The organism is Microbacterium sp. zg-Y625, assembly GCF_030246925.1.
GTDB classification, from domain to species: Bacteria; Actinomycetota; Actinomycetes; order Actinomycetales; family Microbacteriaceae; genus Microbacterium; species Microbacterium jiangjiandongii.
Window position 1 is genome coordinate 1,451,623 of sequence record NZ_CP126740.1, and the last position, 24,215, is coordinate 1,475,837.

13 protein-coding genes are annotated in these 24,215 nt (G+C 65.3%); 3 read left to right on the forward strand and 10 right to left on the reverse strand.

The window, feature by feature from the left end; genetic code table 11:
• The first annotated feature begins 78 nt into the window (after window positions 1-78).
• The gene (locus tag QNO14_RS06615) at window positions 79-789 is read left to right on the forward strand and encodes a DUF4191 domain-containing protein (protein ID WP_257493502.1); all 711 of its coding nucleotides are present in this window, start codon (window positions 79-81) and stop codon (window positions 787-789) included.
• A gap of 34 nt (window positions 790-823) precedes the next feature.
• Here QNO14_RS06615 and QNO14_RS06620 read toward each other — a convergent pair whose 3' ends face one another.
• On the reverse strand, window positions 824-1,246 hold the full coding sequence (locus QNO14_RS06620) for an RDD family protein (RefSeq protein WP_257493501.1): 423 nt from the start codon (window positions 1,244-1,246) through the stop codon (window positions 824-826).
• Between the two features lie 129 nt (window positions 1,247-1,375).
• Here QNO14_RS06620 and glnA point away from each other — a divergent pair, with 129 nt between their 5' ends.
• Window positions 1,376-2,800, forward strand: coding sequence for a type I glutamate--ammonia ligase (glnA, locus tag QNO14_RS06625; protein WP_257493500.1), 1,425 nt, complete (start codon window positions 1,376-1,378; stop codon window positions 2,798-2,800).
• A 232-nt stretch (window positions 2,801-3,032) separates the two neighbouring features.
• Window positions 3,033-3,341 carry a hypothetical protein gene (locus QNO14_RS06630; protein ID WP_257506047.1) on the forward strand — a complete coding sequence of 103 codons (309 nt, stop codon included), beginning with the start codon at window positions 3,033-3,035 and terminating at the stop codon, window positions 3,339-3,341.
• 637 nt (window positions 3,342-3,978) lie between these two features.
• Here the strand turns inward: QNO14_RS06630 and QNO14_RS06635 are convergent.
• The 9 genes from QNO14_RS06635 to QNO14_RS06675 all read right to left on the reverse strand — a co-directional run bounded on the left by QNO14_RS06635 (window position 3,979) and on the right by QNO14_RS06675 (window position 24,018).
• On the reverse strand, window positions 3,979-7,980 hold the full coding sequence (locus QNO14_RS06635; RefSeq protein WP_257506048.1) for a DUF4297 domain-containing protein: 4,002 nt from the start codon (window positions 7,978-7,980) through the stop codon (window positions 3,979-3,981).
• A 411-nt stretch (window positions 7,981-8,391) separates the two neighbouring features.
• Window positions 8,392-9,996: a hypothetical protein gene (locus QNO14_RS06640; RefSeq protein WP_257506049.1), complete on the reverse strand. Its 1,605-nt coding sequence runs from the start codon at window positions 9,994-9,996 to the stop codon at window positions 8,392-8,394.
• A gap of 372 nt (window positions 9,997-10,368) precedes the next feature.
• Complete coding sequence (locus QNO14_RS06645; protein WP_285184605.1) at window positions 10,369-10,689, reverse strand: sulfate permease; 321 nt, start codon at window positions 10,687-10,689, stop codon at window positions 10,369-10,371.
• A 139-nt stretch (window positions 10,690-10,828) separates the two neighbouring features.
• Window positions 10,829-14,344, reverse strand: coding sequence for a MobF family relaxase (mobF, locus tag QNO14_RS06650; protein ID WP_285184606.1), 3,516 nt, complete (start codon window positions 14,342-14,344; stop codon window positions 10,829-10,831).
• 210 nt (window positions 14,345-14,554) lie between these two features.
• Window positions 14,555-17,146 carry a family 78 glycoside hydrolase catalytic domain gene (locus QNO14_RS06655; protein WP_491759213.1) on the reverse strand — a complete coding sequence of 864 codons (2,592 nt, stop codon included), beginning with the start codon at window positions 17,144-17,146 and terminating at the stop codon, window positions 14,555-14,557.
• Window positions 17,143-18,234, reverse strand: a complete 1,092-nt coding sequence (locus QNO14_RS06660) for a family 43 glycosylhydrolase (protein WP_257506075.1) — start codon at window positions 18,232-18,234, stop codon at window positions 17,143-17,145. The genes QNO14_RS06655 and QNO14_RS06660 overlap by 4 nt, the downstream gene beginning before the upstream one ends.
• Complete coding sequence (locus tag QNO14_RS06665) at window positions 18,219-20,687, reverse strand: glycoside hydrolase family 2 TIM barrel-domain containing protein (RefSeq protein ID WP_257506076.1); 2,469 nt, start codon at window positions 20,685-20,687, stop codon at window positions 18,219-18,221. Before QNO14_RS06665 ends, QNO14_RS06660 begins: the two co-directional genes overlap by 16 nt.
• On the reverse strand, window positions 20,687-21,910 hold the full coding sequence (locus QNO14_RS06670) for a glycoside hydrolase family 1 protein (protein ID WP_257506077.1): 1,224 nt from the start codon (window positions 21,908-21,910) through the stop codon (window positions 20,687-20,689). Before QNO14_RS06670 ends, QNO14_RS06665 begins: the two co-directional genes overlap by 1 nt.
• A complete protein-coding gene (locus QNO14_RS06675; RefSeq protein WP_257506078.1) occupies window positions 21,907-24,018 on the reverse strand; it encodes a glycoside hydrolase family 3 N-terminal domain-containing protein in 2,112 nt (703 codons plus the stop codon). The genes QNO14_RS06670 and QNO14_RS06675 overlap by 4 nt, the downstream gene beginning before the upstream one ends.
• Window positions 24,019-24,215 lie beyond the last annotated feature (197 nt).

A 24,215-nucleotide genomic window follows, 5' to 3' on the forward strand; every position in this document is an offset into this window, starting at 1 on the left:
CATGTGGCATCCGGGGATGGATCGCGGCGGTGTGATCCTGTGCAGGAGAGGATGCGCTTGAAAGGTAGGCTGGAGGGCATGGCCGCACGCACGCCCGCACCAGAGAAGCGCCCGGGTCTGTTCTCTCAGATCAAGTCGCTGTTCACCTTCACCAAGAATGTCTATCCGTGGCTCGGATGGGTCCTCATCGGCATCATCGTGCTGGGCCTCGCGCTCGGCGTGCTGGTCGGGTTCCTCATCCCGCCGTTCGCCTGGTGGAGCGTCGTCCTCTGGGGCCTGAGTGGCCTCATGGCCGGCTTCCTCGGTGCGATGATCACGATGACGAGACTCTCGACGCGTGCGATGTACCAGAAGATCGACGGGATGCCGGGCGCAGCGGGCCACATCCTCTCCACGGGCCTCGGCCGCAAGTGGCAGGCCTCCGAGATGCCGGTCGGCGTGAACCCCAAGACCCAGGACGCGGTCTACCGCGTGATCGGTCGCGGCGGCGTCGTCATCGTGGGCGAGGGGTCTCGCGGCCGCCTCACGCGGCTGGTGGCAGACGAGCGCGGCAAGGTGCAGCGCGTGGCCTCCGGTGTTCCGGTGACGGTGCTGTACGTCGGGCACGGCGAGGACGAGGTGCCGATCTCGAAGCTGGCATCCACGATCAAGTCGCTGCCGAAGAAGATCGACCGGGCGACCATGGCCGCGGTCATCAAGCGCGTCGACTCGGTGTCGAAGTCGGTCACGTCGCTGCCGATCCCCAAGGGCATCGACCCCACCAAGGTCCGCGCGCCGCGTCCGCGCTGAGCGGGGACCGCTGAGCGGGGACCGCAGGGCGGTCTCAGCCGCGGACGAGCACGGTTCCGGCGGCCTTGTCGTGCAGTCCCCGCTGGTCGGCGTCCCAGATGGCCGCGGGGATCACGATCACCAGCAGCAGCGTGCGCACGATGGGACGCCACAGTCCCGGCCACCCGCCCGAGGCGAGGTTCAGCCGCATGCCGAGCATGCGGTGCCCGGGGCTGCCGCCGATCGTCGGGATGAAGAGAACCTGCAGCACCGCGAAGATCGACAGGATCAGCATCGGGGGTGCGGCGTAGTCCCCCGCCGTCGCCAGCGTGATCGCGATGGCGATGATGTACGCGCTCGTGTAGTCGATGAACAGGGCGCCGACGCGGCGTCCGAGAGGGGCGATGCTGCCCGGGCCATCGGCGGGAAGACCCAGCCGCTCGCCGGGATAGACGTTGTCGACAGGCGTTTCGGGCACGTATCCAGCCTAACCGCCTCACGTAACACGCCCGAAACACGGGAGATACTGCAGGGCAACCCCCTCGGGATAGGTTCGATAGTGCCCGTCCCGACGGGTCCCGACACAAGCCCCACCTTTGGAGAGCGCATGTTCCGTGATTCATCCGAGGTGCTGAAGTTCATCCAGGACGAGGACGTCAAGTTCCTCGACATCCGTTTCACGGATCTCCCGGGTGTGCAGCAGCACTTCAACATTCCCGCATCCACGGTCGACGAGGAGTTCTTCACCGTCGGCCAGTTGTTCGACGGATCGTCGATCCGCGGTTTCGCGAACATCCACGAGTCCGACATGCAGCTGATCCCGGACGTGTCGACGGCGTACCTCGACCCGTTCCGCGAGGCGAAGACGCTCATCATGCTCTTCGACATCTACAACCCCCGCAACGGCGAGATCTACGCCAAGGACCCGCGCCAGGTCGCCAAGAAGGCCGAGAAGTACCTCGCCTCCACCGGCATCGCCGACACCGCGTTCTTCGCTCCCGAGGCGGAGTTCTACATCTTCGACGACGTGCGCTACGAGGTGAAGCAGAACTCCAGCTTCTACCACGTCGACTCCGAGGAAGGCGCCTGGAACTCCGGTCGCGTCGAGGAGGGCGGCAACCTCGCCAACAAGACGCCCTACAAGGGCGGCTACTTCCCGGTCAGCCCGGTCGACAAGCAGGCCGACCTGCGCGACGACATCTGCCTGCGCCTGATCGACGCTGGTCTCATCCTGGAGCGCTCGCACCACGAGGTGGGCACCGGCGGCCAGGCGGAGATCAACTACCGCTTCGACACGATGGTGCACGCGGCCGACGACATCCTGAAGTTCAAGTACATCGTGAAGAACACGGCGCTCGAGTGGGGCAAGGTCGCGACCTTCATGCCCAAGCCCCTCTTCGGCGACAACGGCTCGGGCATGCACACCCACCAGTCGCTGTGGCTCGATGGCAAGCCGCTGTTCTACGACGAGAAGGGCTACGCGCAGCTCTCCGACATCGCGCGGTGGTACATCGGTGGCATCCTCGCCCACGCGCCCGCCCTGCTGGCGTTCACCAACCCGACGCTGAACTCCTACAAGCGCCTGGTGAAGGGCTACGAGGCTCCGGTCAACCTGGTGTACTCCGCCGGTAACCGGTCCGCTGCCATCCGCATCCCGATCACGGGTTCGAACCCCAAGGCCAAGCGTGTCGAGTTCCGCGCTCCGGATGCCTCGGGCAACCCGTACCTGGCGTTCGCCGCTCAGCTGATGGCTGGCCTGGACGGCATCCAGAACCGCATCGAGCCGCACGAGCCGGTCGACAAGGACCTCTACGAGCTGCCGCCCGAGGAGGCCAAGAACATTCCGCAGGTGCCGAACTCGCTGCTGGACTCGCTCGAGGCGCTCCGTGCCGACCACGAGTTCCTCACGCGCGGCAACGTGTTCACGCCCGAGCTCATCGAGACGTGGATCGAGTACAAGATCGAGAACGAGATCCGGCCGATCGCGGCCCGTCCGCACCCGTTCGAGTACGAGCTGTACTTCGGAGTCTGATTCCGAGGGGTCTTAGGGACCGCACTCCCGGTTCCGAGGCCAGCAATTTACTGAGCCCCAGACAGCAGATGCCGTCTGGGGCTCAGTCTATCTCTGGACGTTTACGGACGGCTACGGGGAGTAAACGGACAGGTTCTCGGACAGTGCGGACGACCGCTTCCGCGCACGCGCAGCGACGGCAAGAGGCATAGGCGAGACGCGGCGGGCCCGCAGCGTGTGGTTCGCTGGTCGGATGGCCGCCGTGATCGCCCCATCTGACGACGACGAACCCTTCGACGAGGGCGAAGAAGAGGCGTCCGCCGACGAGGGCGCCGTGCCGGCCGACGACACTTCGGGAGAGACCCCGCAGCACACGCGCATCCGTTTCACGATTCGTGGCGACGACGGCGAGCCGCTGGACCCGAAGGATCTGACCGCGTTCAAGGGGGCACTCCCCTCGGGTTCGCTGGGACGAATCTTCGACGACGACTTCATGCGGTCTGTGACCAGCCCGTTCATGCAGCAGATCGAGACGCTGGCATGGCCGGCGCGCAGTGAGTGAGCGGTAATCCGGTCTGCAGAGAATCCCACCGCGTGCGCGCGAGTCTTGACGATTCGGGCCACGCTGGCGGCAGTGATCGGATAGCTCGAGACGGTGCCATTCGCGTGCACACGGGTGAACACCCGTCCTGCCGCGCGGGGGCGGATGTGCAGCCAGGCGTGCAGCGCTGCGAGGGGATCCGAGTCAGCCCACCGCCTTTCGGCGACCGCAATTGTCTGGCCGAGTGCGCGGAGGTCGCCTTTGGACCGGCGCACGGTGATCAGCAGCCCACCCGGATTGGAGGTGATGTCCGCGACGTCCAGCGCGGTGAGTTCTGATCGGCGCAGGGCGGGGCGAAACCAAGCATGATGAGCGCGGCGACACGTTTTCCGGCCGCGGTCGTTCGATCGACGGCAGCCGAGATGTCGCGGAGGTCCTCGACCAGCAGTGGGCGTGCCGGGCGGCGGGGTGCGACCCCCAGGATCCGGCGCAGGCCGCGGCGGACGCGGCGGACCAGTTCGCAGTCAGTGGGATTATTGACACCGGCAGATGTATGCGAGTGGGCAACGGCGGCGAGGGTTCTGGTGACCATGCCCATCGTCAGACCGCGTGCGGCCTGGCGGGTGATGTAGTAGTCGATAACGGACGACCTGCCCGTTTAGGAACTCGGACCGTGCTCTTGCAGTTGTGCAATGCGATCATCAGCATCCTCAAAATGGTCCTCGATGTCCGCGATGACAACGGCCGTGCCATAGACGACCGCAGCATCGGTTCCTGGTGTTGCCGCTTGGTCTGTGTCAAGCAGCAGCGGGCTTTGCAGGCTCACGATCTCATCCCATCCAGATCGGCCTTCTTCCGCTGAGTCCTTTGCGGTGGACAGGTCATCAGTGATCGCTGAGCCGATGACCGTCAAAATGTTGCTGAGCGCGGACACGTACTCGGTTCCAGCGTGAGCGGAGGTGAGTTCATCGAGTTGCGCTTTGAGGCCGACAAGACGGTCCCACGATTCGTCAAGCACCCGTCCTTCCTCGTCGGGAATCAGATTGCTCCCGCGGATCGCAATGACCGCCGCGATCGATGAGAGACGACGAGCTTGCTTAAGGTAATCCCCGTAGGGACCAGAGATTGGTGTCGCAGCGATCGAGCCTGCGAATGCGGAAGGCGCTCCACGATCGCCAAGCGGGATCACCCCGTGATGCGCAACCTGGAAGATCGAGGCAGACAAGTAGCCATCGGCTGAGCGCAGTCCAATCCATACACGCCGGTCTGGCTGTTCAACAGCATCTCTCGCAGCATCCGCGAGAGATGCGAGAGCATTTAGATGGGTGAGGACGCTCTCTCCTTCCACAATGATCACTAGGTCTCCGGGCGGCCAACTCATCATCGTGTGGTCGGAGGAGCTCGGCACTACAGCGACCGCGTACCCCGCGTTTGCGAGCGCAAGTCGCGTTCGTTCACCCTCTTTCTGCAAGGCTGCGGAAGAGCGCTCGGTCGCAACGGCGGCTGCTGCTGCGATCCGAGCGGTTCCCGTGTGTCGCCCAGCAGCAGCCCGCATGGATACGCGCATTGATAAGTCCGATCCTGCGCTGGCGGACGCGACCATTCGCAAATGGCGGAGACAGTCGAGTAGCTGAGCGCAATCGGGCGGGTCGGCGAGGTAGCGGTATCGGTCGAGTTCGATCAGTGCACCGACCTTTGCGATGAGACTGTCGAGCGTTCCGACAGTCAGGATGGGGCGCCGCTCGGCGACATCTGCCCGTGCAAGGTTTGGAATGACGTGCTGGAGCATCGATCGCACGACGGTGATGGCGTCGCTCTCGACGGGATAGTCACCGAGAGCGCCGGGCACTTCGTCCGTGTAGCCCTCGTCTGCCGGGGAGTCCATCTCGGAAAGTAGCGCGTTCACTGATTCGAACTGACGAACAATCGCTTGAGGCACAGTCCGATCACCTAGGTGGGCGATTGTGATTTCGGGGAGCAGGTCGATGAGCGCCCCGAGTGCTTTAGCCTCAGCCGCAAGCTTGGACGTCAGCGTGCCCGCGCCGTACTTTCGAGACAACGCTCGAGCCTGGGCTCTGTTCTCGGAGACTTCGAGGGTATGTGGCAGGTTCTCTCGGGGAATCGCTTTGTCAACGAGCGGGTAGTCGCCGAGCTTGACCAAACGCCCGAGGGCATCAACGGCACTTACCCGTGCGATCAACGCTGTCGGCGCAAGAGCGAGGGCCAGTCGGCAGACCTCAACGACAGCCTCGTTCTGGTTCGGCTGTAGCTCCTCGTCGACGAAGATCCACCTGCCATCCACCCCGTCGTCTACGCGTTCCAGCGACGCTAGCCACGGTGTTTCTGTCGCGATCCTACGCAGGAGGAGCTGCTCGCCGCCGGCTGTAATGACAGCGCGTTCCGCAAGTTCGGGTGCCGCGCGGCGCAACGCCTCCGTCATATCGGCCGCGTCGTGCAGCGGCCATACCGTCAGGCGTGCACCGATTGCACCCGCCGTGGACTCCAGGGCTGTGACGTCAAAACCGCGAAGTACGGTGATGGCCTGCAAAAGGAGTTGAATTGCCTCATCATCGGGGACCGCGGCGGTCGTGAGCTCTTCGACCAGCGTCGTGTCAATCTCTTGCCATAGGGGTTGCAGATCCGGATCGGTCGGGACGCTGCGGAGCCGCTCGACGGCTGCCAGAATCTCGGGTTTAAAGAGCTGTTCTGTGTCGGGGCGTGGCTTTGTGCGGGACATCGTGAACGCAGTTACAGCGTTGCCAGCATCAACTTCACATTCATCGAGGATGCGCTTCCAGTCGTCGGCCCGCCGCCGAAGTCCATCAGCACGGAAAGCGGATGCGACTGAGATGAGCGTCTGGAGGGTGTGATCGCGTGTGATGCGCTCGGTTGCGGCCTGGATCACTACGGCCTGGTCAGCCCCGGACCCGAGTGCGCGTCGGAGGAATCGCGCGAGTTCGGCGCTGGTCACCAGAGGGACAATGCGCTGGAGGGTCTCCTGCTGTCCGAAGGGGTGAGCTGCCCGGGCGATTGCTGCGGAGCGGATCTCGTGCAGCGGCCGTATGAGGTTGCCCGAGTCCTCAACGATGAGGTGCTCGTCGATGAGGCGGCGGCTGGCGGCGGTGAATGCGCCGCGATCGGCATCCAGAGCGGATTCGATCGAGTGGGCAGGGACGGCGACGCCGTATTGGTTGGCACACGATGCGAGCCGGAGGATCTCTAGCTCAAGATGTCGACTCGGGTCTGCTTCGCGTGCGGCGACTTGCGCGCTGACGACCGTGTCAAGATTCACGCCTTCGGTGAGCAGAGTGACGTACTCCAGTAGGAGGCCGCCTGCTCGCTCGGCTGGTTCCCGCCATCCGGCCCATTCGGTGAGATTGTCAGCCCGGTAGTCTCGCCAAAGTTGCTCTGCAAAGGTGTCGTCAAGCATGGGCGTTATCGTGGCAATGGCCGACAGTAGCGGGACAGGAAAGCGGTCTTCCTCCCGAATCGAAACAACGGTGATGACGTTCGACAGATCCGCGAGCCGTCTCAGTAGTCGATCGAGGAGATCTGGGTCGTGGCGCCCAGCGTCGTCGATGAGGACTCCTACAGGGGCATACGCGCTCGGCCGCAACGACTCAATGCGTGCGGAAAGAAGTGCGACGGCATCGCGCCCGGTGCGCCCCGTTGGTGTCAGCGAGTGGACATGCTGCCAGCGATACAGACCCCGGGTCTCGTGCGCGGCTGCGTAGGCGAGTGCACTCTTGCCACTGCCGCTCGGCCCGGCGATGACCGCCAACCGGCGGACCGCCGCGACTTCGATCACCTGCTGGGTTAGTTCAACACGGGGCACGAGCAATCCGGCAGCGACATGAGGAGCTCCCACTTGCACGCCCTGACGTAGGTCCGAACCATCAGCAGATGATCTCCAGTCGATTGCCTCGCAGACCCCCAGCGACCTTGCCTCATCGAGCAACTCGAGGTCAACGGTCGCAAGGACCTGGTCTATGAGGACATCGATGCCTGCGATGTCCACGGCCGCGCGCCTCGCGACATCCGGGTCCGCGTTGGCGTCGCTAGCCTGTCCCACCTGGGTGCAAACGGAAGCCACAATGATTTCCGCAAGTCCATCCGGGAAACTACGAGCCCCGGCAACGATGCTGATCGCCTGCGCGTGCGGATCAGGACAGATTACAACTGAGGCTGAGGCCGCAAAGGCAACCGAATCCTGATCGTTTTCGAAGGACAGAGCATCCAGTTCCTTGGCCAATTCGCTCGGAGGACTCGAGCCAGGTTGTGCAGCCTCACTCCCCCACTCGGGTACTGGGATTCGAGCGACCGGGCGCTCAAGCAAGAGGATTGTCGCAGCGGGGAGTTCGACTTCCCTGCGCTTCACCCAGGCCTTAGCGACGGAACGTAAGTCTTTTCGCAGGTCTGTCGGGGCGAAATCTCCCGCGCTCTCGCGTCGCGACTTCACCTGGATGAAGAATGACCCACTCGACGACTGCACCGAAATGTCGTCATACCCTTCCGGTGTCACGACCGCTGTCGCGTCACCTTCGCTCCACAGACGCAATGCAACGAGCGTGGCGACCAGATCCTGAAAACGAAAGCCGCGCCCGGCACGCGCACCGGCTCGGGAAGCAACCCACAACGCAGCCTGCGGGGCGGTTGGCACGCTAGTTGACGCTGGGCTGGCAGGCGGCGAGGTCTCCCGTTTCTGACCGCGGCGCTCCTGTGCGGCACCTCGCCGACGGGCTTCGGCTATCGCGCGCGCTGAGTTTCGACGGGTCATATGTTGATGGTATAGACGACCAGTGACGCATGACCGCTGCGTGCATGGGGACGAGCTTGTGTCGCTGCTTCTGCATCTCTAACTTGGTGGGCGACCTGTGGTCGGGTCCAGGGCGATGAGTCCGAGGTTTAGCTTGTAGAGTTTCTCGACGCCGATCGACACCCGCGTCGAGGTCATCTCGGCGAGCAGAGCAACCCTTGCTGTCGCTCCAAGCCCACGATCGCGACGCCCTCAGGCTAATAACGTGGACGGACACCCTCGCTCGTACGCGCCCGCTGGACTCCTTACCACTGGTCAGCCGCTGAATCTCTCTTCATCGATGCCGATCAGTTCCCACGACGCAGTGACGAGGAGGTCTTCGTCACCAGACACCTCAGCGAGCCCGGGAACCCAAGCCAAGAACTGTTCACCAGGGGGCGGCTCCATCCGGTACGTCTTCGCCGCAGGCCCCGTCTCGGGAGCGAGTCCGGTCTCCGCAGCTGTCATTGCAGGGTGACGCATGACGGTCTGCGGCGTAGGTACTTCTGCGCCGCCGACGTCCAGCGTCCCGGCGGCAATTACCACTACCTGCGGCGGCTTGCCTTCAGGGGCCGTTACCGTGACCGGGTGACGCATGGCGTGGACGATCTGCCCCTCCATCAGCAAACGAGCCCGCCGCAGCCGCACACGGTCACGGTCGTCAAAACGGCCGTTACAGGGCTCGACGGTTTGTCCGCTCAGACGCTCGATCCTGACGATGTCCTTGACCGTCTCCGCGATCACCTCCAGCTCACGTTGTTCAATGTCGGAGATAGCCGGCGGGCCAAGGGACAGCAGCTCGCTTCCACCAACCTCGAAGGCCACCGCAGTAGAGCGGTGGAACTGAAGCATGAAGCGCGTCGATGCGAGCTTGAGGCCATTGGTCGAATCGAACGCCTCCCAACCTCGGAAGTGGGCGTCAGTCATCCGCTCGCCTTGGATGTCGAAGGAGAACTTGAACATGACGCTGCCCGCGACCAGCACATCCCATTCAGCGACGGAAGTGTCAGGGCGGCGACGAGCGACAGCCGCGTCGTGCGCCTCCGTGATCTCGCCGTTGCCGTCGCGCAGCACCACGCGGACATGGTTGGTCGGGTCTTGCCTGAGCAGTTCCGTGACAGTGAAAGCGCTCCAGTCCTCGGTTAACTCCAGAGAATCGCGCATGTCCGGCACCTCGCTACCCACCGGCGCAACGTAGGCCCTTGCCTCCTCGATCAGTTCGGACGTACCAATGGTGACATCGTTCTGCCACGCCGAGTCGTCCAGAGCGAGCACCTGCGCATCCCGCAGCGACTCGACTATCCGCAAGGTCGCCACCGTCAGAGCAGCCATATGAGAGAACACGCGCACGGCCGCGGCATATCGCTCGCGAAGAGAGAACGCCAACGCGTCCTGCTTCGGCCCTTGAGCGTCAGCATGGACAAGGTCGGCATACAGCCAAGCGGCGGCGAGCTGTGTGTCCGAGACCTTGTTGGTCGCGTCGGACCCATCAATGCGGGCCGATTGCACAGAATATGCCTGAACTTGGGTTCCTTGAATCTCGGAAGCGTCCCACGCACGCCGAAGCTCTTGCAGACGAGCTCGGAGCACGTCGTCGACATCCGCTTCCCGGATGAGGTGCTCGATCGCGTCGAAGACCTTCACGTAGTAGACGGGCTCAGACTTAACTGTCAACGGCCTCACTCTCGAAGCCAACGACTCGAAGACTTCCTCATCAGCCGGGAGGCGCCGCGTGATGGTCATGCGACCGGTCACGTCGATATGACCGTCGAAGCTTCCCTGCGCGTGCCGCAGCAACTCGTCCCAGTTCTGGACGATCGAGTGCGCCTGCACCCGCCGCGCACGCAAGACGAACCGCCGCAGCTTCTCGTGATCGTCCATCCTCGCCATGCGGTCAATTGTCGCCCGTGCCAGGGCTCTTGCGCGAAGCACGACCAGTTCCGCGGAAAGAAAGTGATCGAGGCGTCAGCTCATTCGTTCGGACGTGGATGAGTTGAATGAGGCTTACGGGCCCCATCCAGTGGAAACTTGAAGGCGTTCCAGACGAACAGCAAGACCAGCAGGTACGGCCAGCCGGGGCCACCGTCGTTGATGATCGTGGTGCAGATCGCGGGCTCCCCCGACGCCGCCGACGCGGCGGAGTGATCGGCCCAGGGGTCGACGTGGTCGAGTCCGAGGACCAGGCGATGTTGCGTCAGAGGCCCCGCCCGCAGAAATGCTCGATGACCGCCACCGCAACGGGCACCGAATCAGTCAGCGCGGCTCCACCGGCGTCCGATCGTCCACAGGCGTCTGTCGAGGTTGACCCGCGAGCCTCCCGTCCCGGTAGCGCCGTTCGTACGCCCGCACCCGCGCCAACCGGACGACAGTGATCGGTCCATTGACCGCGAACTTGAGCGCGTTCCACAGGGACAGCAGCACGAGCAGGTTGATCCATCCCGGCGCGCCGCCGGCGACCCACCGTGCGAGCGCTGCGGCGATAACGATGTAGACGACCGCGAGGAGCATCGCGGGCAGCCCCCACTTGAGGCCGCGCCGCGTGTGGGTGGCGCGGATCAGGATGTTCGTCGGCATACTCCGCTGGAAGAACGCGTAGACGCGACTCACGAATGCGATCAGCAGTTGGAACATCGGCCAGGCCTCTCCTTCAGGCGTGGAGCTAGCGCTTGCGCTCAGGGTACGCCCGCCCCTCACGCTGGGATAGGACCGCCGGCTACAGACTGTGGACGGATTGAGTGCGCATCGGCGGTCGTTGCGACTGTGCAGGAGCGGCATCCGCCGATAGCCGAATCGCGCGATCCCGCGCCATTCCTGCAGCCGCGGCATCCATCCGCTGGTTTGCCGAGATAGCGGCAGCACCGAGCGCGTCATCCTCGAATACGCCGTACCGGTCACGGTAGGCGGCGACGATGCGCGCCTGGTGCCGCCAGGCGCCCGCCCGCGCCGCGTCGATGGGCACGCGCCCGAGCAACGCGATCCACTTCTCTCGCGACGTCAGTGCGGATTCGACCAGCACCGAGGCTCGTTCCTCGATTAGTTGTGCCCGTTCGTTGAGGGCGCGCCGCATTTCGGCATCCATCTCCCCCATCGCCGTGAGGATGAGACCTGCGATCAGCCGACGCCCACTCCCCCGCGAGCTGCCACTCGACGGCTGAGCGAGAACTCGCTCGAGTCGCTCGTGGAGCACGGCCGCCGCATCCTGAGCGTCCTCGAACCCGCGCGCAGAAGCGATTCGTGGGAGCAGCGCGTCGACGTTGTGTCCGAGCCCTTCGGCGCGCCGGAGGCCGGCGGTCAGAGCGCCGAAGGCATCCGATGCGATCGCAGCCTCGACCACGGCGTCGGAGAGCCCGCATGCGCGCATGAGGTTGGCCCACCTCGGCCGTTGGGCGGTCGACGCGAGCGTCTCGTACTCGGCAGCGAGTTGCGCTATCGACCCCCAACTCTCCTGCTCCGCGGCGAGGGTCTCGTGAGCAGACAGCTCGGCGCCAACATGGGCAAGAACGCCTACGAGAATGGCGCGGGCAGTGGCATCCGCGTGGTCTCCCGGATGCCGGGCGGAGTGATTGTCGTTAGGACGAGACACGACCACATACGCCATATTTGACGCTCTCCCCCGCGTCATTGCGACGTACAGGTTCTCGCGCGTCGTTCCGGGCTCGACGACTGCGTGCGCGGTGTCCGTCGTGACTCCCTGCGCTCGGTAGGCGGTCACCGCATAGCCGAGGTCGACGTTCTCAGCCACGTACCCGGCCGGCAGAGTGATCGGTCGCGCGCCGGCGCCGCCGATTTTCGTCACGCGCAGCGAGCCGTCGCGACGAACGGCGAAAACCGTCCACCTGGCTCCGTTGCGTACCCAGTCGCGCCCGGAACGCAGTCGACGGTCGTTCTTCCGGGTGATGACGATGTCTCCCACGGATGCCGCCGCGTCATCCCGCAACGGCGCTTCGGCACTGGCATCCACGACGCCGGAGAGGATCAGCTCGGCGCGCGCCCGTCGGTTGAGGGCGTCGACGGCATCGCCCGTATCGGCGATGAGCACCGACGCCATTCCCGACCTCACGTCGGTTAGCCACGCGGTGTAGGCCTCCTCGGCCATCGCGTCGGCGTCGCCCCCGATGATGCGGCCGTGCGAGCCGTAAGCATCCAGTGCTTGCAGCCGCCCGTTGCGGAGGTCGAGGGACGCGTCCTTCTCCCACGCTTGCTGAAAGCGATGCACCTCTGCGAGTTCGGGAGCGTCGGAGCGTGCTTCGACCAGCATCCGAAATGCTCCACCCGCGTCGACCGACTGCAGCTGCGCCCAGTCCCCTACCAATAGCAGCTTCGCGCCTGCGTGCCTGGCCACTACGCAGATGTGGTCGAGCGCGAGAGTGCCGGCGAGGGATGCCTCGTCGATGATCACGAGCTGACCGGCGCGCACCGCCGCACGCCCTTGGCGATGCTCGTGCAACCACTTCGCAGTGTTCTCAGTGGCGATACCAAGATCGTCGGCAAGGTCGCGCGCGGCGGCAGCAGAAGGTGCGAGCCCGATGACCGAGCCACGTCCGTGCTCGTGCTCCCACGCGAGTCGCAGCGCGTGCATCGCTGTCGTCTTGCCGGCACCGGCGGGCCCGATGAGGACATCGAGCGCGCGAGCCGATGATGCAATCGAATGGAGCGCCGCGCGCTGATCCTGCCCGAGGACAAGCCCGTGATTGCGGCGGGCTCGCTCGGCGTGCTCGAGGGTTGCAGCGCTGACGACCGAACCGTTCGTCGTGCCCGACGCGGCGAGCAGGCACTCCTCCGCATTCAGCAGCGCAATCGACGAGTATCGTTCTGAGTTCCTCGGGCGGAAGACGCTTGTCCCGTCAGCGCGTCGGAAGTCGGCCGGCGAGACTGCAAGTTCGGGCGGCGTGAGCCGCACAGAGAGTTCCTCGGCAGCATCCGTGATCATTCCGATGACCGCCTCGCGATCCTCGGTTGCGACGAAGCGCCACCCCATCGTCTGCCGTGCGGCTTCGGCGTAGAGGTTCCACCGCCCCCAAGTGGAACGGCGTTCGCTCGCGGCCTCGACCACGCGCGCGGCGACTTGGTTCAGGATGCCGAGGGGCACATCCTCCGCACGCAACAGAGCGGAGGCTCTTTCGTCATGCATCGCGTCGCGCGCCCAAGCGGTCGCGTCGCGGCCGAGGAGTCGACTGGCACGGGTGCGCCACTCGAGCGTGAGGTCGGCGAGCGAGCGGAGATGCTTCTCGGGACGAGTCGCGAGCGTCGCCTGCTGCCGCAGCCGGATGATCGTCACCTTCGATGGGACGCGTCCGTGCGTGGCCATGTACTCATCAATGAGCCGGTCCTTCTCGACGTCGATGTGTCGCGAGCGCGAGGAGAACTCGGAGACGAGATGCTCGGGCACGGAGGAGATCGCCCAAACAGGATTGCGATCCGCTTCGCGTTCGCGCTGCTCCCACCCGAGGCCGAGTGCATGCGTCAGATGGTCGGCGAAGACGGCGTTGTGCAACTCGGACAGAGCCACGGTCGCCGCATGCAGCGGTCGCCCGTCGAGCGAGCGCCACTTGCCGTCGAACACGGTGCGTACCTTGTTGCTCACCACAACGTGCGTGTGCAATTGCGGATCGCCCGCGCGCGAGTCGAAGTGATCGAAGGCTGCGGCGATCAAGCCCGTGACCTCGACCTGCGCAACGGCACCGTCACGCCCCGCTTCGCCGGCGCGGGTCGCAGCCAGTTCCCGCTCCATGAATGCCAGCACGTCGTCGATCGCCAGGTGATGCGCGTCGGCGATCTTGGCTTGGGTGTCGGCGTCGGCGATCGCCCACAGGACGGATGCCGATTTCGGCAGCGAGAAGGTGAAGTCGTAGCCGGCCACAGCGCGCCGCCGGACGCCAGGGTTTGTAGCTATTGGCTGGCCCAGCGCGCTGGACAGGCCATTCGCACTTTGCTCGAGCGCCGCGTACTCGGGATATGCCCGGCCGAGAGGCGCGCCCGTTCCCGGGTCTCGCCCCATTCCCAAGAGCAGCTCCAACTGAGGTTCGGACACCGTCGATCCGGCCAGGATCCTCCCGTCTGCGAGCGCCGGCACCCCGCTTCCGAGCCACCGTCCGGGTGGTGTGCCGGCCTCGGCGTAATAGCGGGTCAGCGGGGTGGAGAGGGAACGCTCGCCATCAGCAGCGGCGACCGTGCGGAGAAGATACCTGTAGCCATCCCCCGCGCTCATCACCCGCATCGACACTGACATCCGGCACCGCCTATCTTCCGTCAAAGAGGTGCGCCGCCGCGCCCGCGTCAGCGGGCGCGGCCCTCGATCTGCAAGACGTGTGGAAGCTCAGTACCTTCGGTTTATGGGGCGCGCGATACCGCCCTCCGGTCGTGTCGGACAACACCCTAGGCAGGCAATGGACGGTCGCCGCGGTCGAATCAGGAGCGCCGCGAGGGTAGATTTTGCCGCTCAGGCAGTCACTTCGTGCTCGCCGGGTTGAAGGTGGTGGACAGCCCCAGAGAGTCGCAGCTCGGCGGTCGTGTTCGCCGGTATGACGACGCGGACACGGAGCTCGCCCCCATGCATCTCCCACGCGCATTCAACTCGTCCGTATTGGCTGGTGTACACCGCCCCGGCATGGGTGAGCGTTCCGCCTGGAGTGGGCGCTATAACGAATCGGTTCTCGCCATCCACGCGGATGCCGGCGACAGTATCGAACAACCATTGACTGACCGATCCAGGCGAGTAGTGATTGTGGCTCTCCTTACCCTCCCAGTCTTCCCAGATGGTGGTGGCTCCAGCCTTGACTTCGGCGAGCCAGCTGGGAGCCTGCTCGTTCTCGAGCATCCGGTAGGCGACGTCCGATCGACCAATCGCAGTGAGAACGGGCAGCACAAAGGGCGTCGAGAGGAAGCCGGTGCCGACGCGATAGTCGCGGTTCTCGACAGCCTTCACGAGTCGCTCTCCGACGGCGTCGATGACCTCCGCGTCGAGGAGCTCGAGCGCCAGCGGCCGGACGAGCTTCGCCTGTCGGTCCGTATCAATGGGCCGGCCCTGGACGAAGAGGTGGTTGTATGCCCTTTTCGCACCATCTGCATACCTCAAGTACCGGGCGGCATCCGTGCTTTCGCCGAGCACGCCGGAGATCTCGGCGAGGTGGCGCATCGTGTAGTGAAGGTAGGCCGTGGCCTCCTCGGTTCGGGAGGGTCGGGAGGTCCCGGTCACGGCGTCGCGGAATTCTTCCGGCTCGAGCCACTCCCCCAGGTGCATGCCCTTCTCGTAGACGAAGTTGTTGAAGGGGTTGGCCGCGGCCGCCTTCCGGTTTTTGTGCCCCGTGCGGGAGATCATGTACTCGGCATAGTCCCGCATCATCGGGTAGAAGTCCCGCAGGAGGTCGACGTCGCCGTACCGCTTCCAGTACCGGTAGGGAACAAGCACCGCCGCGTCCGCCCACCCGACCGAGCCACCCGTGGCGTCATACATCATCGCGACGCCGTTGTACGGAACGACCGCAGACACCTTCCCGGACTTCTGCTGAGCATCGTGAAGGTCGCGCAGCCACTTGCGATAAAAGCCCGTGACGTCCATCAGGTAAGCGGCGGTGTCGAAGAAGACCTGCGCGTCACCGGTCCATCCCAAGCGTTCCCGGGTTGGGCAGTCCGTGGGCACGTCGAGGAAGTTCCCTTTCATGCTCCATCGCGTGTTGTCCAGCAGTTTGTTCACGTCCGGGTTCGAGCACTCGAACTCGCCCGTCTGCTCCATGTCGGAGTACACCGCGACGGCTGCGAAATCCGTGGGATCGAACTCGACGTCCGTCTCAATGAGCGCGTATCGGAAGCCGAAGACGGCGAAGCTCGTGCGATATCGGTTAAGCCCGTCGGCGCAGAGGTAGTCCACCTGCTGTTTGGGGGTGGGTTGCATCGTCCCCCGTACGAGGTTCGTCTTCCCTGTCATGAGGAGGACTTCGGTCGCGCGCCCGAATTCCTTGACTGGCTTGTGCAACTGGAAGTTTCCCTGAGTGAACTCCCCGCTCTCGTCAAGCATCTCCCCCATCCGGAGCCGAATACGCTGACCGCGGCGTGCGGTGACGGCGAACTCAACAAATCCGGCGATATTCTGCCCGAAATCCAGGACACGCGCGCCGCTCGGAGTAGTCAGCAGTGCCGCGGTGAAGCGTTCCTTGGTCCGCGCCGTGACATTGTCGGATGCCGTCGGCACAATCGCCGGCTTCGTCACGCGCGCCCGCCCTCCGTACGCGGGAGTGCGGTTCCCGTCGCAGATCTCGCCATCCTTGAGGTCAGCGAACCGAAGCGGCCCGTCGTTGCTCCACTGGAAGGAGTCCCCGCTCAGGATGCTCTCGGTGGTGCCGTCGTCGTAGGTGACCTCGAGCTGGGCGAGGAACTTGGTAGCGCGCCCGAAGACGTTAGTTGGGCCGAACGCCCCGATCGATCCGCGGTACCAACCGTCGGCGAGTCGAACGTCGAGCGTGTTGCTCTCGGCGAGGAGACTGGTGACGTCATAGGCCTGATATTGAAGTCGCTTGCGGTAGTCGGTGCTGCCGGGGGCAAGTTCGACATCGCCGACGCGGCGCCCGTTGAGGTGGGCGTCGTAGACGCCGCAAGCGGTGATGTAGAGCCGCGCTCTACTGACCACCTTTTCAGTTCGGAACCGTCGTCGAAAGCAGTCGACCGGATACCGGGCATTGCGCTTGGGTGAATAGTCTCCCGTAATCCACTGAGCTTTCCAATCGGCGGCATCCAGAAGTCCGAGTTCGAACCAGGAGGAGCTTGGCTCCCCGGGGGCGTCATGCTCGTCCCAGAGCGTGACCGTCCACTCGACGCGGTCGCGACTGCCGAGTTCCTCGCCGGTATAGCGGATTCCGACCATGCGGGAGGACAGCACCTTTCCGCTATCCCACACGGTCTCGCCCTGGCGCGTCGCGCGCACTTGGTAGGCGGTCTGAGTGAGGCCGCCGTCGCAGTTCCAGAAGAATCGGGGTTGGGCGATACCCAGCCCCAATGGCCGGTCGAGGTACTCGGTGCGCAGTCTGCTAGCTCTCATGCGCCGACCGCCGTTCGCACGTCGTCGAAGTCATCCGGGCTCCACTCGTCGAGCCAGTCGATGACGGGAGTATCGCCGTCGAAGCGGATGGGCAGCCACACGTAGTCGGCGATGGCGGTGTTGTCGCCCGCGCCGAGTGCCATGATCGCGCGGAGATCGAGGCCCTGGACCTGAGGGCCGGGACGCCCCTCCATTCGCGCGGCGATCGCGTCGAAGACGTGCGGCATCCCCTCGGGAAGCTCCGGGAGCCACCGATCGGCCAACGCGATGTAGAGGTCCTTCTTGTGCGGATGCCGGAACACCGAGCTGATCTGCGAGTGGAAAGACGTGCGTGACGGATCGGTGGGGTGTGCGTTGCCGAGCACGGTCCAGGGGCCGTGGAAGTCCGGCGCGCTGGCGAACTCGGAGGGATTCGGGAAGTAGCCCGTTGTGCTCGACGTGACCAGGTAGTGCAGACCGTCCCGCGTGAAGTAGGCAGGCGCTTCGCGATTGTACGGCGGCCCGGGGTGCGGGAAGTGGATGCTCGAGACGCCTGACACATCCGTGTAGTCGTCGGTCAGTTCGGCGCAGACGAGATCTGTGTGCACCTTCTCGAAGAAGTAGTAGGCCTTCCCCGTGGCGGGGTCGACGACAAGGTCGAAGTCGCCGGCATCCATGCCCAGTGGCCGCAGTCCTGTGCGCACCATCTCGTAGGGGCCGAGGAGCGCGTCGGCGACGAGAACAGTGGATGCCTGGGTCTGCTGCTCGTCCTCGCCCATGATCTTGAGCCAGCAAACGTACTTGCCGGTGCGCTCGTTGAAGATGATGTGGGGCCGATCCATCTTCTGCACGGGGTGCAGGGGCGAGGCCGGGTCATCGAGGACTGGCGGGATGATGAGGCCCCGATCGTCCCAGTTCGCGAGGTCGGTTGAGGTGTAGGCGCGTACGCCCCAGTGCCAGTTCCCGCTGCCCGGGGTGGTGTATTCCTTGTTCTCGCCGTACCAGGTGAAGACACCGTCCTCGTAAAAGATCGAACCGCCATGCGCTTGAATGCGGTTGCCGGAGGTATCAAGCCACGGCTGTCCGGGGCGGATTACGGTGTCGGCCATGCGTGGACCTTTCCTGGCGTGCCGGGTTCGGCGGTGACGATGGCTTCGTTGCGGAGGGTGAGGATCGCCGCGCCGTGGCGTTTCGACTCCACGGCGAGGGTGATCTCGCCCGATTCCGCTGTGCCACGAACGATCGCCAGCGCGCGGCCGCGGTGTGTGCTGTGCTCGCGGTCCGTGAAGGATTCCTCGGTGCTCGGCGCGGCGCTGCCGAGGCCCACGAGCGTCCCTGCCCCGGTGACAGCGACGGTCACTGTGTCGGTCGCGTGGGAGTCGACTGTGCCGTGCTCGTCGGCAAGCTCGATCCACACGTAGGCGAGGTCGTCCGCGCCGGCCAGGGCGATGGACTCGCTCCGGAGCCGGAGGGCGGGCGTGTTGGCGGAGCGGAGTGTGGCGCGGCCGGTCTCCTGCCCGTTGCGGTACCCGATCGCGACCAGTTCACCCGGTTCATACACCGTGCGGAACCGCGCGGTGTAGGCCGCCCGGAGCCCGGTCTTCTTCCGACCCAGAGAACGACCGTTCAGGCGCAGTTCGACCTCATCGTCGGCCGAGTAGACCTCGATCTGCGCCTTCCCGGAAAGCCCCCGCCAGGACCAGCTGGAGATCGCATCGCTTGCGCGCCAGGGGCTCTTGTTCGCGCGTCTCCCGGCGATGTCGAGGGGTCGCACCGCGATCCCCGGAGCGTCTGCGGCATCCCACACCGCGGATGCGAGCAGAGCGGGGGCGCCGGGGATGCCGGTGATGTCGAACGCGCCCGGACCTGCGACCAACGCCGGGTAGGGCTTGTTGATGCTGCCTGACTCGGATCCATAGCTCCACACGCCGATGCCGGCCTCGCCGAGGTAGTCCCATCCGGTCCACATGAAGTCGCCGATGACGCCGGGCACCTTCGTCACGCGCTTCCAGATCGCCGGAAGGTCTCCGGGCATGGACTCACTGCCCACGATGACACGCTCGGGATATTTCCTGCGGTCAGATACGTAGCGCCCGTACGCATAGTTGTAACCGGCCACGCCGACCGCCGCGAACGCCTCGCAGCTGGCGCGGTCAGCCGCGGGGAGGCGGGAGACGATGTTCATGATGCTGCCGAGCCGGGCCGTCACCATGTTCGCCGCCGAGCTGGTCGCTTGTCTCCTCTTGGGCTTGCTCGCCTTCTTGTCGCCCGTGTACTCCTCGCGTTCGAACGCGGAGGCGCCTCGGCTGGACATGAGGTTGAGCAGCAGGTTGACTGCGAGCGTCGTGGGTCGGGTGGGATCGTTCGCGGCGAAGTAGCGGTTGATCCGCCGCGCGGCGTCCACACCGCCGGGCTTCGCGGTCTCGGCGATCTCATTGCCGATGGAGTACATGATCACCGAGGGCCGGTTGCGGTCTTTTGCGATCATCGACGCGGCGTCCGCCTCCCAGGTCTGCTCGAAGCGGTCAGCAGCGTCGTGCGGTGTCTTGTGCGTAAGCCAGACATCCGTGAGCTCGTCCATCACGTAGAGGCCGAGTTCGTCGCAGGCGTCGAGAAGGGCGCGGGAGAGCGGGTTGTGGGAGCTGCGGATCGCGTTGAAGCCGGCTGCTTTGAGCAGGCGCGCGCGGCGGTACTCGGAGGCGGCGAAGGTTGCGGCGCCCAGGATGCCGCTGTCGTGGTGCACGCAGGCTCCACGCAGCAGCACGGGCTCGCCGTTGATGCGCAGACCGCGGCGGGCATCGACCTGCACCGTGCGCAGGCCTGTGCGGATTATCTGACGGTCGACGGTTTCTCCGTTGACTGCCAGGTCCACCCGGACGTCGTAGAGTTCCGGCGATTCGGCTGACCACGGGTGCGCATCTGGGACGCGCACCGGCACGGTCACGGTACCGCCCGTCGGCGTCGACGTCACCCTCTGCGCCACGACACCGTCGGCGTGGGCGAACTCGACCGAGACGGTCGCGCTCGGTGGCGCTTTCCCCTCGAGCCGGACGAGGACCTCAACGTCGGCTGCGGTGGCGATCGACCGGGTGATGACATGCACGCCGTTGCGTGCGATCCGCAGCGCGCCCGATGCCTCCAGCCAGACGGGCCGGTAGATCCCTGAGCCGGTATACCACCGGCTGTTCGGGACGTCGGAGTTGTCGACGTGCACCTCGATGGTTGCCGTGTCGCCCGGGCCGAGGCCGTCGAGCGGCACGGTGAACTCCCGGTAGCCGCTGTCGCAACGCCCGACCTCCCGTCCGTCGAGCACGACGCGCGTGGTGCCGTAGACGCCCTCGAAGAACAACGAGTATGACCGATCTGCGATGTCGTCCGGGACCAGCCATGTCTTCGTGTAGACGTAAGCCCCGCCCGGGAAGTAGCCGCCGTGATTACCGGTCGCCGCGTCGCTCGAGCGGGTTTCGCCGACCATGGCGTCGTGCGGGAGTCGCACGACCGCTGACGTCGGTTCACCCTCGCGGCGGAAGGTCCAATCGTCGGTGAAGAGCGTGGTGGTCATCAGGCTGTTCCCAACGAGTCACCGTGGGTTCGGGCGACGGATCCGAGCCAGGCGAGGCTCGGTTTCGGGGTACGCACGAACGTTGCTCGATCAACGGCGACGAGGCCGAACGTCGGGCCCCAATGCCCCCACTCGTAGTTGTCGAGCAGTGACCAGTGCAGGTATCCGCGCACATCGATGCCGTCCTTGATCGCCGACTCGAGGTGCCGCAGCGCCTCCGTCGTGTAGGCGATCCGGCGCGTGTCGTCCGTAGCGGCGATCCCGTTCTCGGTCACCAACACGGGGAGCCCGGTGACCGCAGCGGCGTGGCGCACCGCTGTACCGAGCGCGTCCGGACGGTATGCGGCACCCGTGATGGTGTTATCCGGGTGCTCCGGATGAGGGACGAGACCGTTCGCGTCGACCTCCTGTGCGGAGTACGCCTGCACACCGATGAAGTCATCGCCGACCGAGGCCTCGAGGTAGAGATCCTCCCCGCTGTGCCTCACCTCCATGAGCTTGGCGGCGTTCTCCGGAGTGGAGTAGAGCGCGCCATTGGCGATGGACCAGCCCACCTTGGCATCAGTGCGCTTGCGGATGATCGCGCGGGCCGCGAGGTGGGCGGCGATGAAGGGGCGCGCATACTCCGGCGTGGGTACGGGGAGGGCGGCGGCGATCCGGTCGCGGTCAGACTCGCCCTCTACCGTCGGGCTCTGCCATTGCGATAGCTGCCCGGCGCGCATCGCTTCTTGCAGCATGACCATCATTGCCATCATGTTGGGCTCGTTGATTGTGATGACCCACTTGACGCCGTCCAGGATCTCGCTCGCCTTCGTGACATACGCGGCGAACCGTTCGGTCGCCGTCGGCGATAGCCATCCGCCCTCCTCGGCGAACCAGCGCGGGTTGGAGAAGTGATGGAGGGTTACCACCGGTGTCAGGTCGAGCTCGAGAGCGGTGTCGATCATGCGTCGGTAGTGTGCGAGTTCGGCGTTGGAGAACTGGCCGGGTCGCGGTTCAATGCGAGCCCACTCGATACCGAACCGATACGAGGTCAGTCCGGCACCCGCGAGCATCTCCATATCTTCGCGATACCGGTGGTAGCTGTCGTTGGCGTCACCGCTGGGTTCCATGCCTGGCACGAGCCCCTCACGAGCCCACCAGTCACTGTTGACGTTGTTGCCTTCGATCTGGTGCGGCGACGTCGACGCTCCCCACAAGAACGTCGGAGGGAAGGTACTCATCTGATTTCTCCTTCAGTGGTGACGGCGACGGTGATCGATGTAGCCAGCGGTGCCGTCGAGTCACCACCCGCCCAGATGTCGAGGGTGGTCTCGTCTTGAACCCACGCATTCGCTGCGGCGCTCCAGTAGCGGAGCTCGTCCGGGCCGAGGTCGAAGGTGACCGTGCGGGACTCGCCTGGCGCAAGCGTGACCCGCTCAAATCCCTTCAGCTCGCGCAGCGGACGGGATGAGCGGCCATACCGCTGATGAATGTAGAGCTGCACGACCTCGTCCGCTGGGCGGTCGGAGATGTTGGTGACCTCGACGGAGACGGTGGCCGTGTCGCCGACGAGAAGCACGTCTCGGTCGACGGACAGTGCGTCATAGCGAAAGGCCGCGTAGCTCAGCCCGTGACCGAACGGATACAGCGGCGTGGACGCCTCATCCCAGTAGCGCCGCCCCTGGTTGTCCGGCTCGAAGGTCCGCAAATGCGAGTAGACCATCGGCACGTGTCCGACGTGGCGCGGCCAGGTGAAGGGCAACCGCCCGGCGGGAGAGGCATCGCCGAACAGCAAAGAGGCGACCGCATCGCCGCCCCGCGTGCCCGGGTACCAGATCTGAAGGATTGCCGGCACGTTCTCATCCGCCCAGCGCAGATCGAGCGGACGGCCCGACATGACGAGCAAGACGACGGGTGTGCCAGTCTCGGCTATGCGCTGCAGCTGCTCCAGCTGGCGACCCGGAAGGTCAAGAGTCGACCTCGACGCGTTCTCGCCGATCTGGTTCTGGCGCTCTCCGACGACCACGACTGCAATGTCGGCCGCCGCAGCGATCTCGACCGCACGGGCGATCGCCGCGTCATCGTCGTAGTCGGCTGGCGTGTTGACGACGGTCGAATCCTGGCGGTCGAACATCGAAGGGAACGCTCGGGCCGGGATGCCGGCGCCCAGCGCATGCTCGACCCCCACGCGATCGCCGACACGCGCACGGATGCCCTCGAGGACCGTGACGGTTTCGTCCGTGCGGTGGGCGAACACCCAGGGCCCCAGGGTGTCGCGCTTGCTGGCCGCCAGCTGGCCGATCACCGCAATCGACCCCAGACTAGTGGCATCCAGCGGGAGTACGGCGTCATTCTTCAGCAGGACGGCCGAGCGTTCTGCGGCAACCCTCGCGGGATCGCGGTGCTGTGCAGCGCCGAGCACCGAGGTGGAGAGAGACTCGTCGACGTAGGGGTTTTCGAACAAGCCCATTTCGAACTTCACCGTCAACACGCGCCGCACCGCCGTGTCGATGGTCGCCTCTTCGAGGATTCCGCGCGCGACGGCTTTAGGCAGGTTCGCGAATGCCGGATCGAACATGCACATCTCCATGTCCAGTCCCGCACCGACCGCTCGTGCCGCGGCATCGGTCGCCGAGGCTGCGAAGTGCTGGGTCTCGAGCGACTTCACCGCGTTGGCGTCAGAGACAACGAGTCCCTCGAAGCCGAACTCGTCGCGCAGGACGTCGGTGAGTAGCCAGGAGTTGCCGGTGGCAGGTACGCCGTTGAGGTCCATGTAGGCACTCATGACGGTCGCCGCCCCCGCCTCGATCGCCGCTTGGAAAGGCGGGAAGTAGACGTTGCGCAACTCCGAGTCGGAGATCTCGACGTCGTCATAGTCGCGCCCGCCTCGAGCGGCCCCGTAACCCGCGAAGTGCTTTGGGCCCGCCAGAATGCTCTCTGGGCCGAGGTGTCCCTGGAAACCACGCACCTGTGCGGCGGCGACGGCTGAGCCCAGGTAGGGGTCCTCGCCGGCCCCCTCGATGATGCGACCCCACCGTGCGTCGCGTGCGACGTCGACCATGGGCGCGAATGTCCAGTGGATGCCCGCCGCCCGCGCCTCCCGCGCAGCGACGGCCTGGTTCGCCTCGATCATCACCGGGTCCCAGGACGCCGCCTGCGCGATGGGCACCGGAAAGATCGTGCGGAGGCCGTGAATGACGTCGAATCCGAAGATCAGCGGGATGCCGTGACGGCTCCGTTCAACAGCGAGCTTCTGAAGCCGATTGGCGATCTGAGGATCCGTGACGAAGAGCACCGAACCTGCTTGCCCCGCTGCCGCGGCATCCTCCACCATCTTCGGCTGACGCACGAACGCCTGGTGCTCAGGCGGCAGCGAGCCGAGGTCGAGGTCGGCCGGGATCTCGCCGAGTCCGCCGAAGTAGAAGAACTGGGTCAGTTGGCCCGCCTTCTCCTGGACTGTAAGTCGCGCCATGAGGTCTTCTACGCGGTCGGGGACTGCCAGCGTGCGGTCACGGTAGCGCGGATCGGTTGCCTCAGTCATTGGAG

Coding starts and splice junctions, on each gene's coding strand:
- QNO14_RS06660 (WP_257506075.1), bottom strand. CDS start 18,234: ATGGCCGACACCGTAATCCGCCCCGGACAGCCGTGGCTTGATACCTCC.
- mobF (WP_285184606.1), bottom strand. CDS start 14,344: ATGTCAGTGTCGATGCGGGTGATGAGCGCGGGGGATGGCTACAGGTAT.
- QNO14_RS06665 (WP_257506076.1), bottom strand. CDS start 20,687: ATGACCACCACGCTCTTCACCGACGATTGGACCTTCCGCCGCGAGGGT.
- glnA (WP_257493500.1), top strand. CDS start 1,376: ATGTTCCGTGATTCATCCGAGGTGCTGAAGTTCATCCAGGACGAGGAC.
- QNO14_RS06645 (WP_285184605.1), bottom strand. CDS start 10,689: ATGCCGACGAACATCCTGATCCGCGCCACCCACACGCGGCGCGGCCTC.
- QNO14_RS06615 (WP_257493502.1), top strand. CDS start 79: ATGGCCGCACGCACGCCCGCACCAGAGAAGCGCCCGGGTCTGTTCTCT.
- QNO14_RS06670 (WP_257506077.1), bottom strand. CDS start 21,910: ATGAGTACCTTCCCTCCGACGTTCTTGTGGGGAGCGTCGACGTCGCCG.
- QNO14_RS06630 (WP_257506047.1), top strand. CDS start 3,033: ATGGCCGCCGTGATCGCCCCATCTGACGACGACGAACCCTTCGACGAG.
- QNO14_RS06640 (WP_257506049.1), bottom strand. CDS start 9,996: ATGGACGATCACGAGAAGCTGCGGCGGTTCGTCTTGCGTGCGCGGCGG.
- QNO14_RS06655 (WP_491759213.1), bottom strand. CDS start 17,146: ATGAGAGCTAGCAGACTGCGCACCGAGTACCTCGACCGGCCATTGGGG.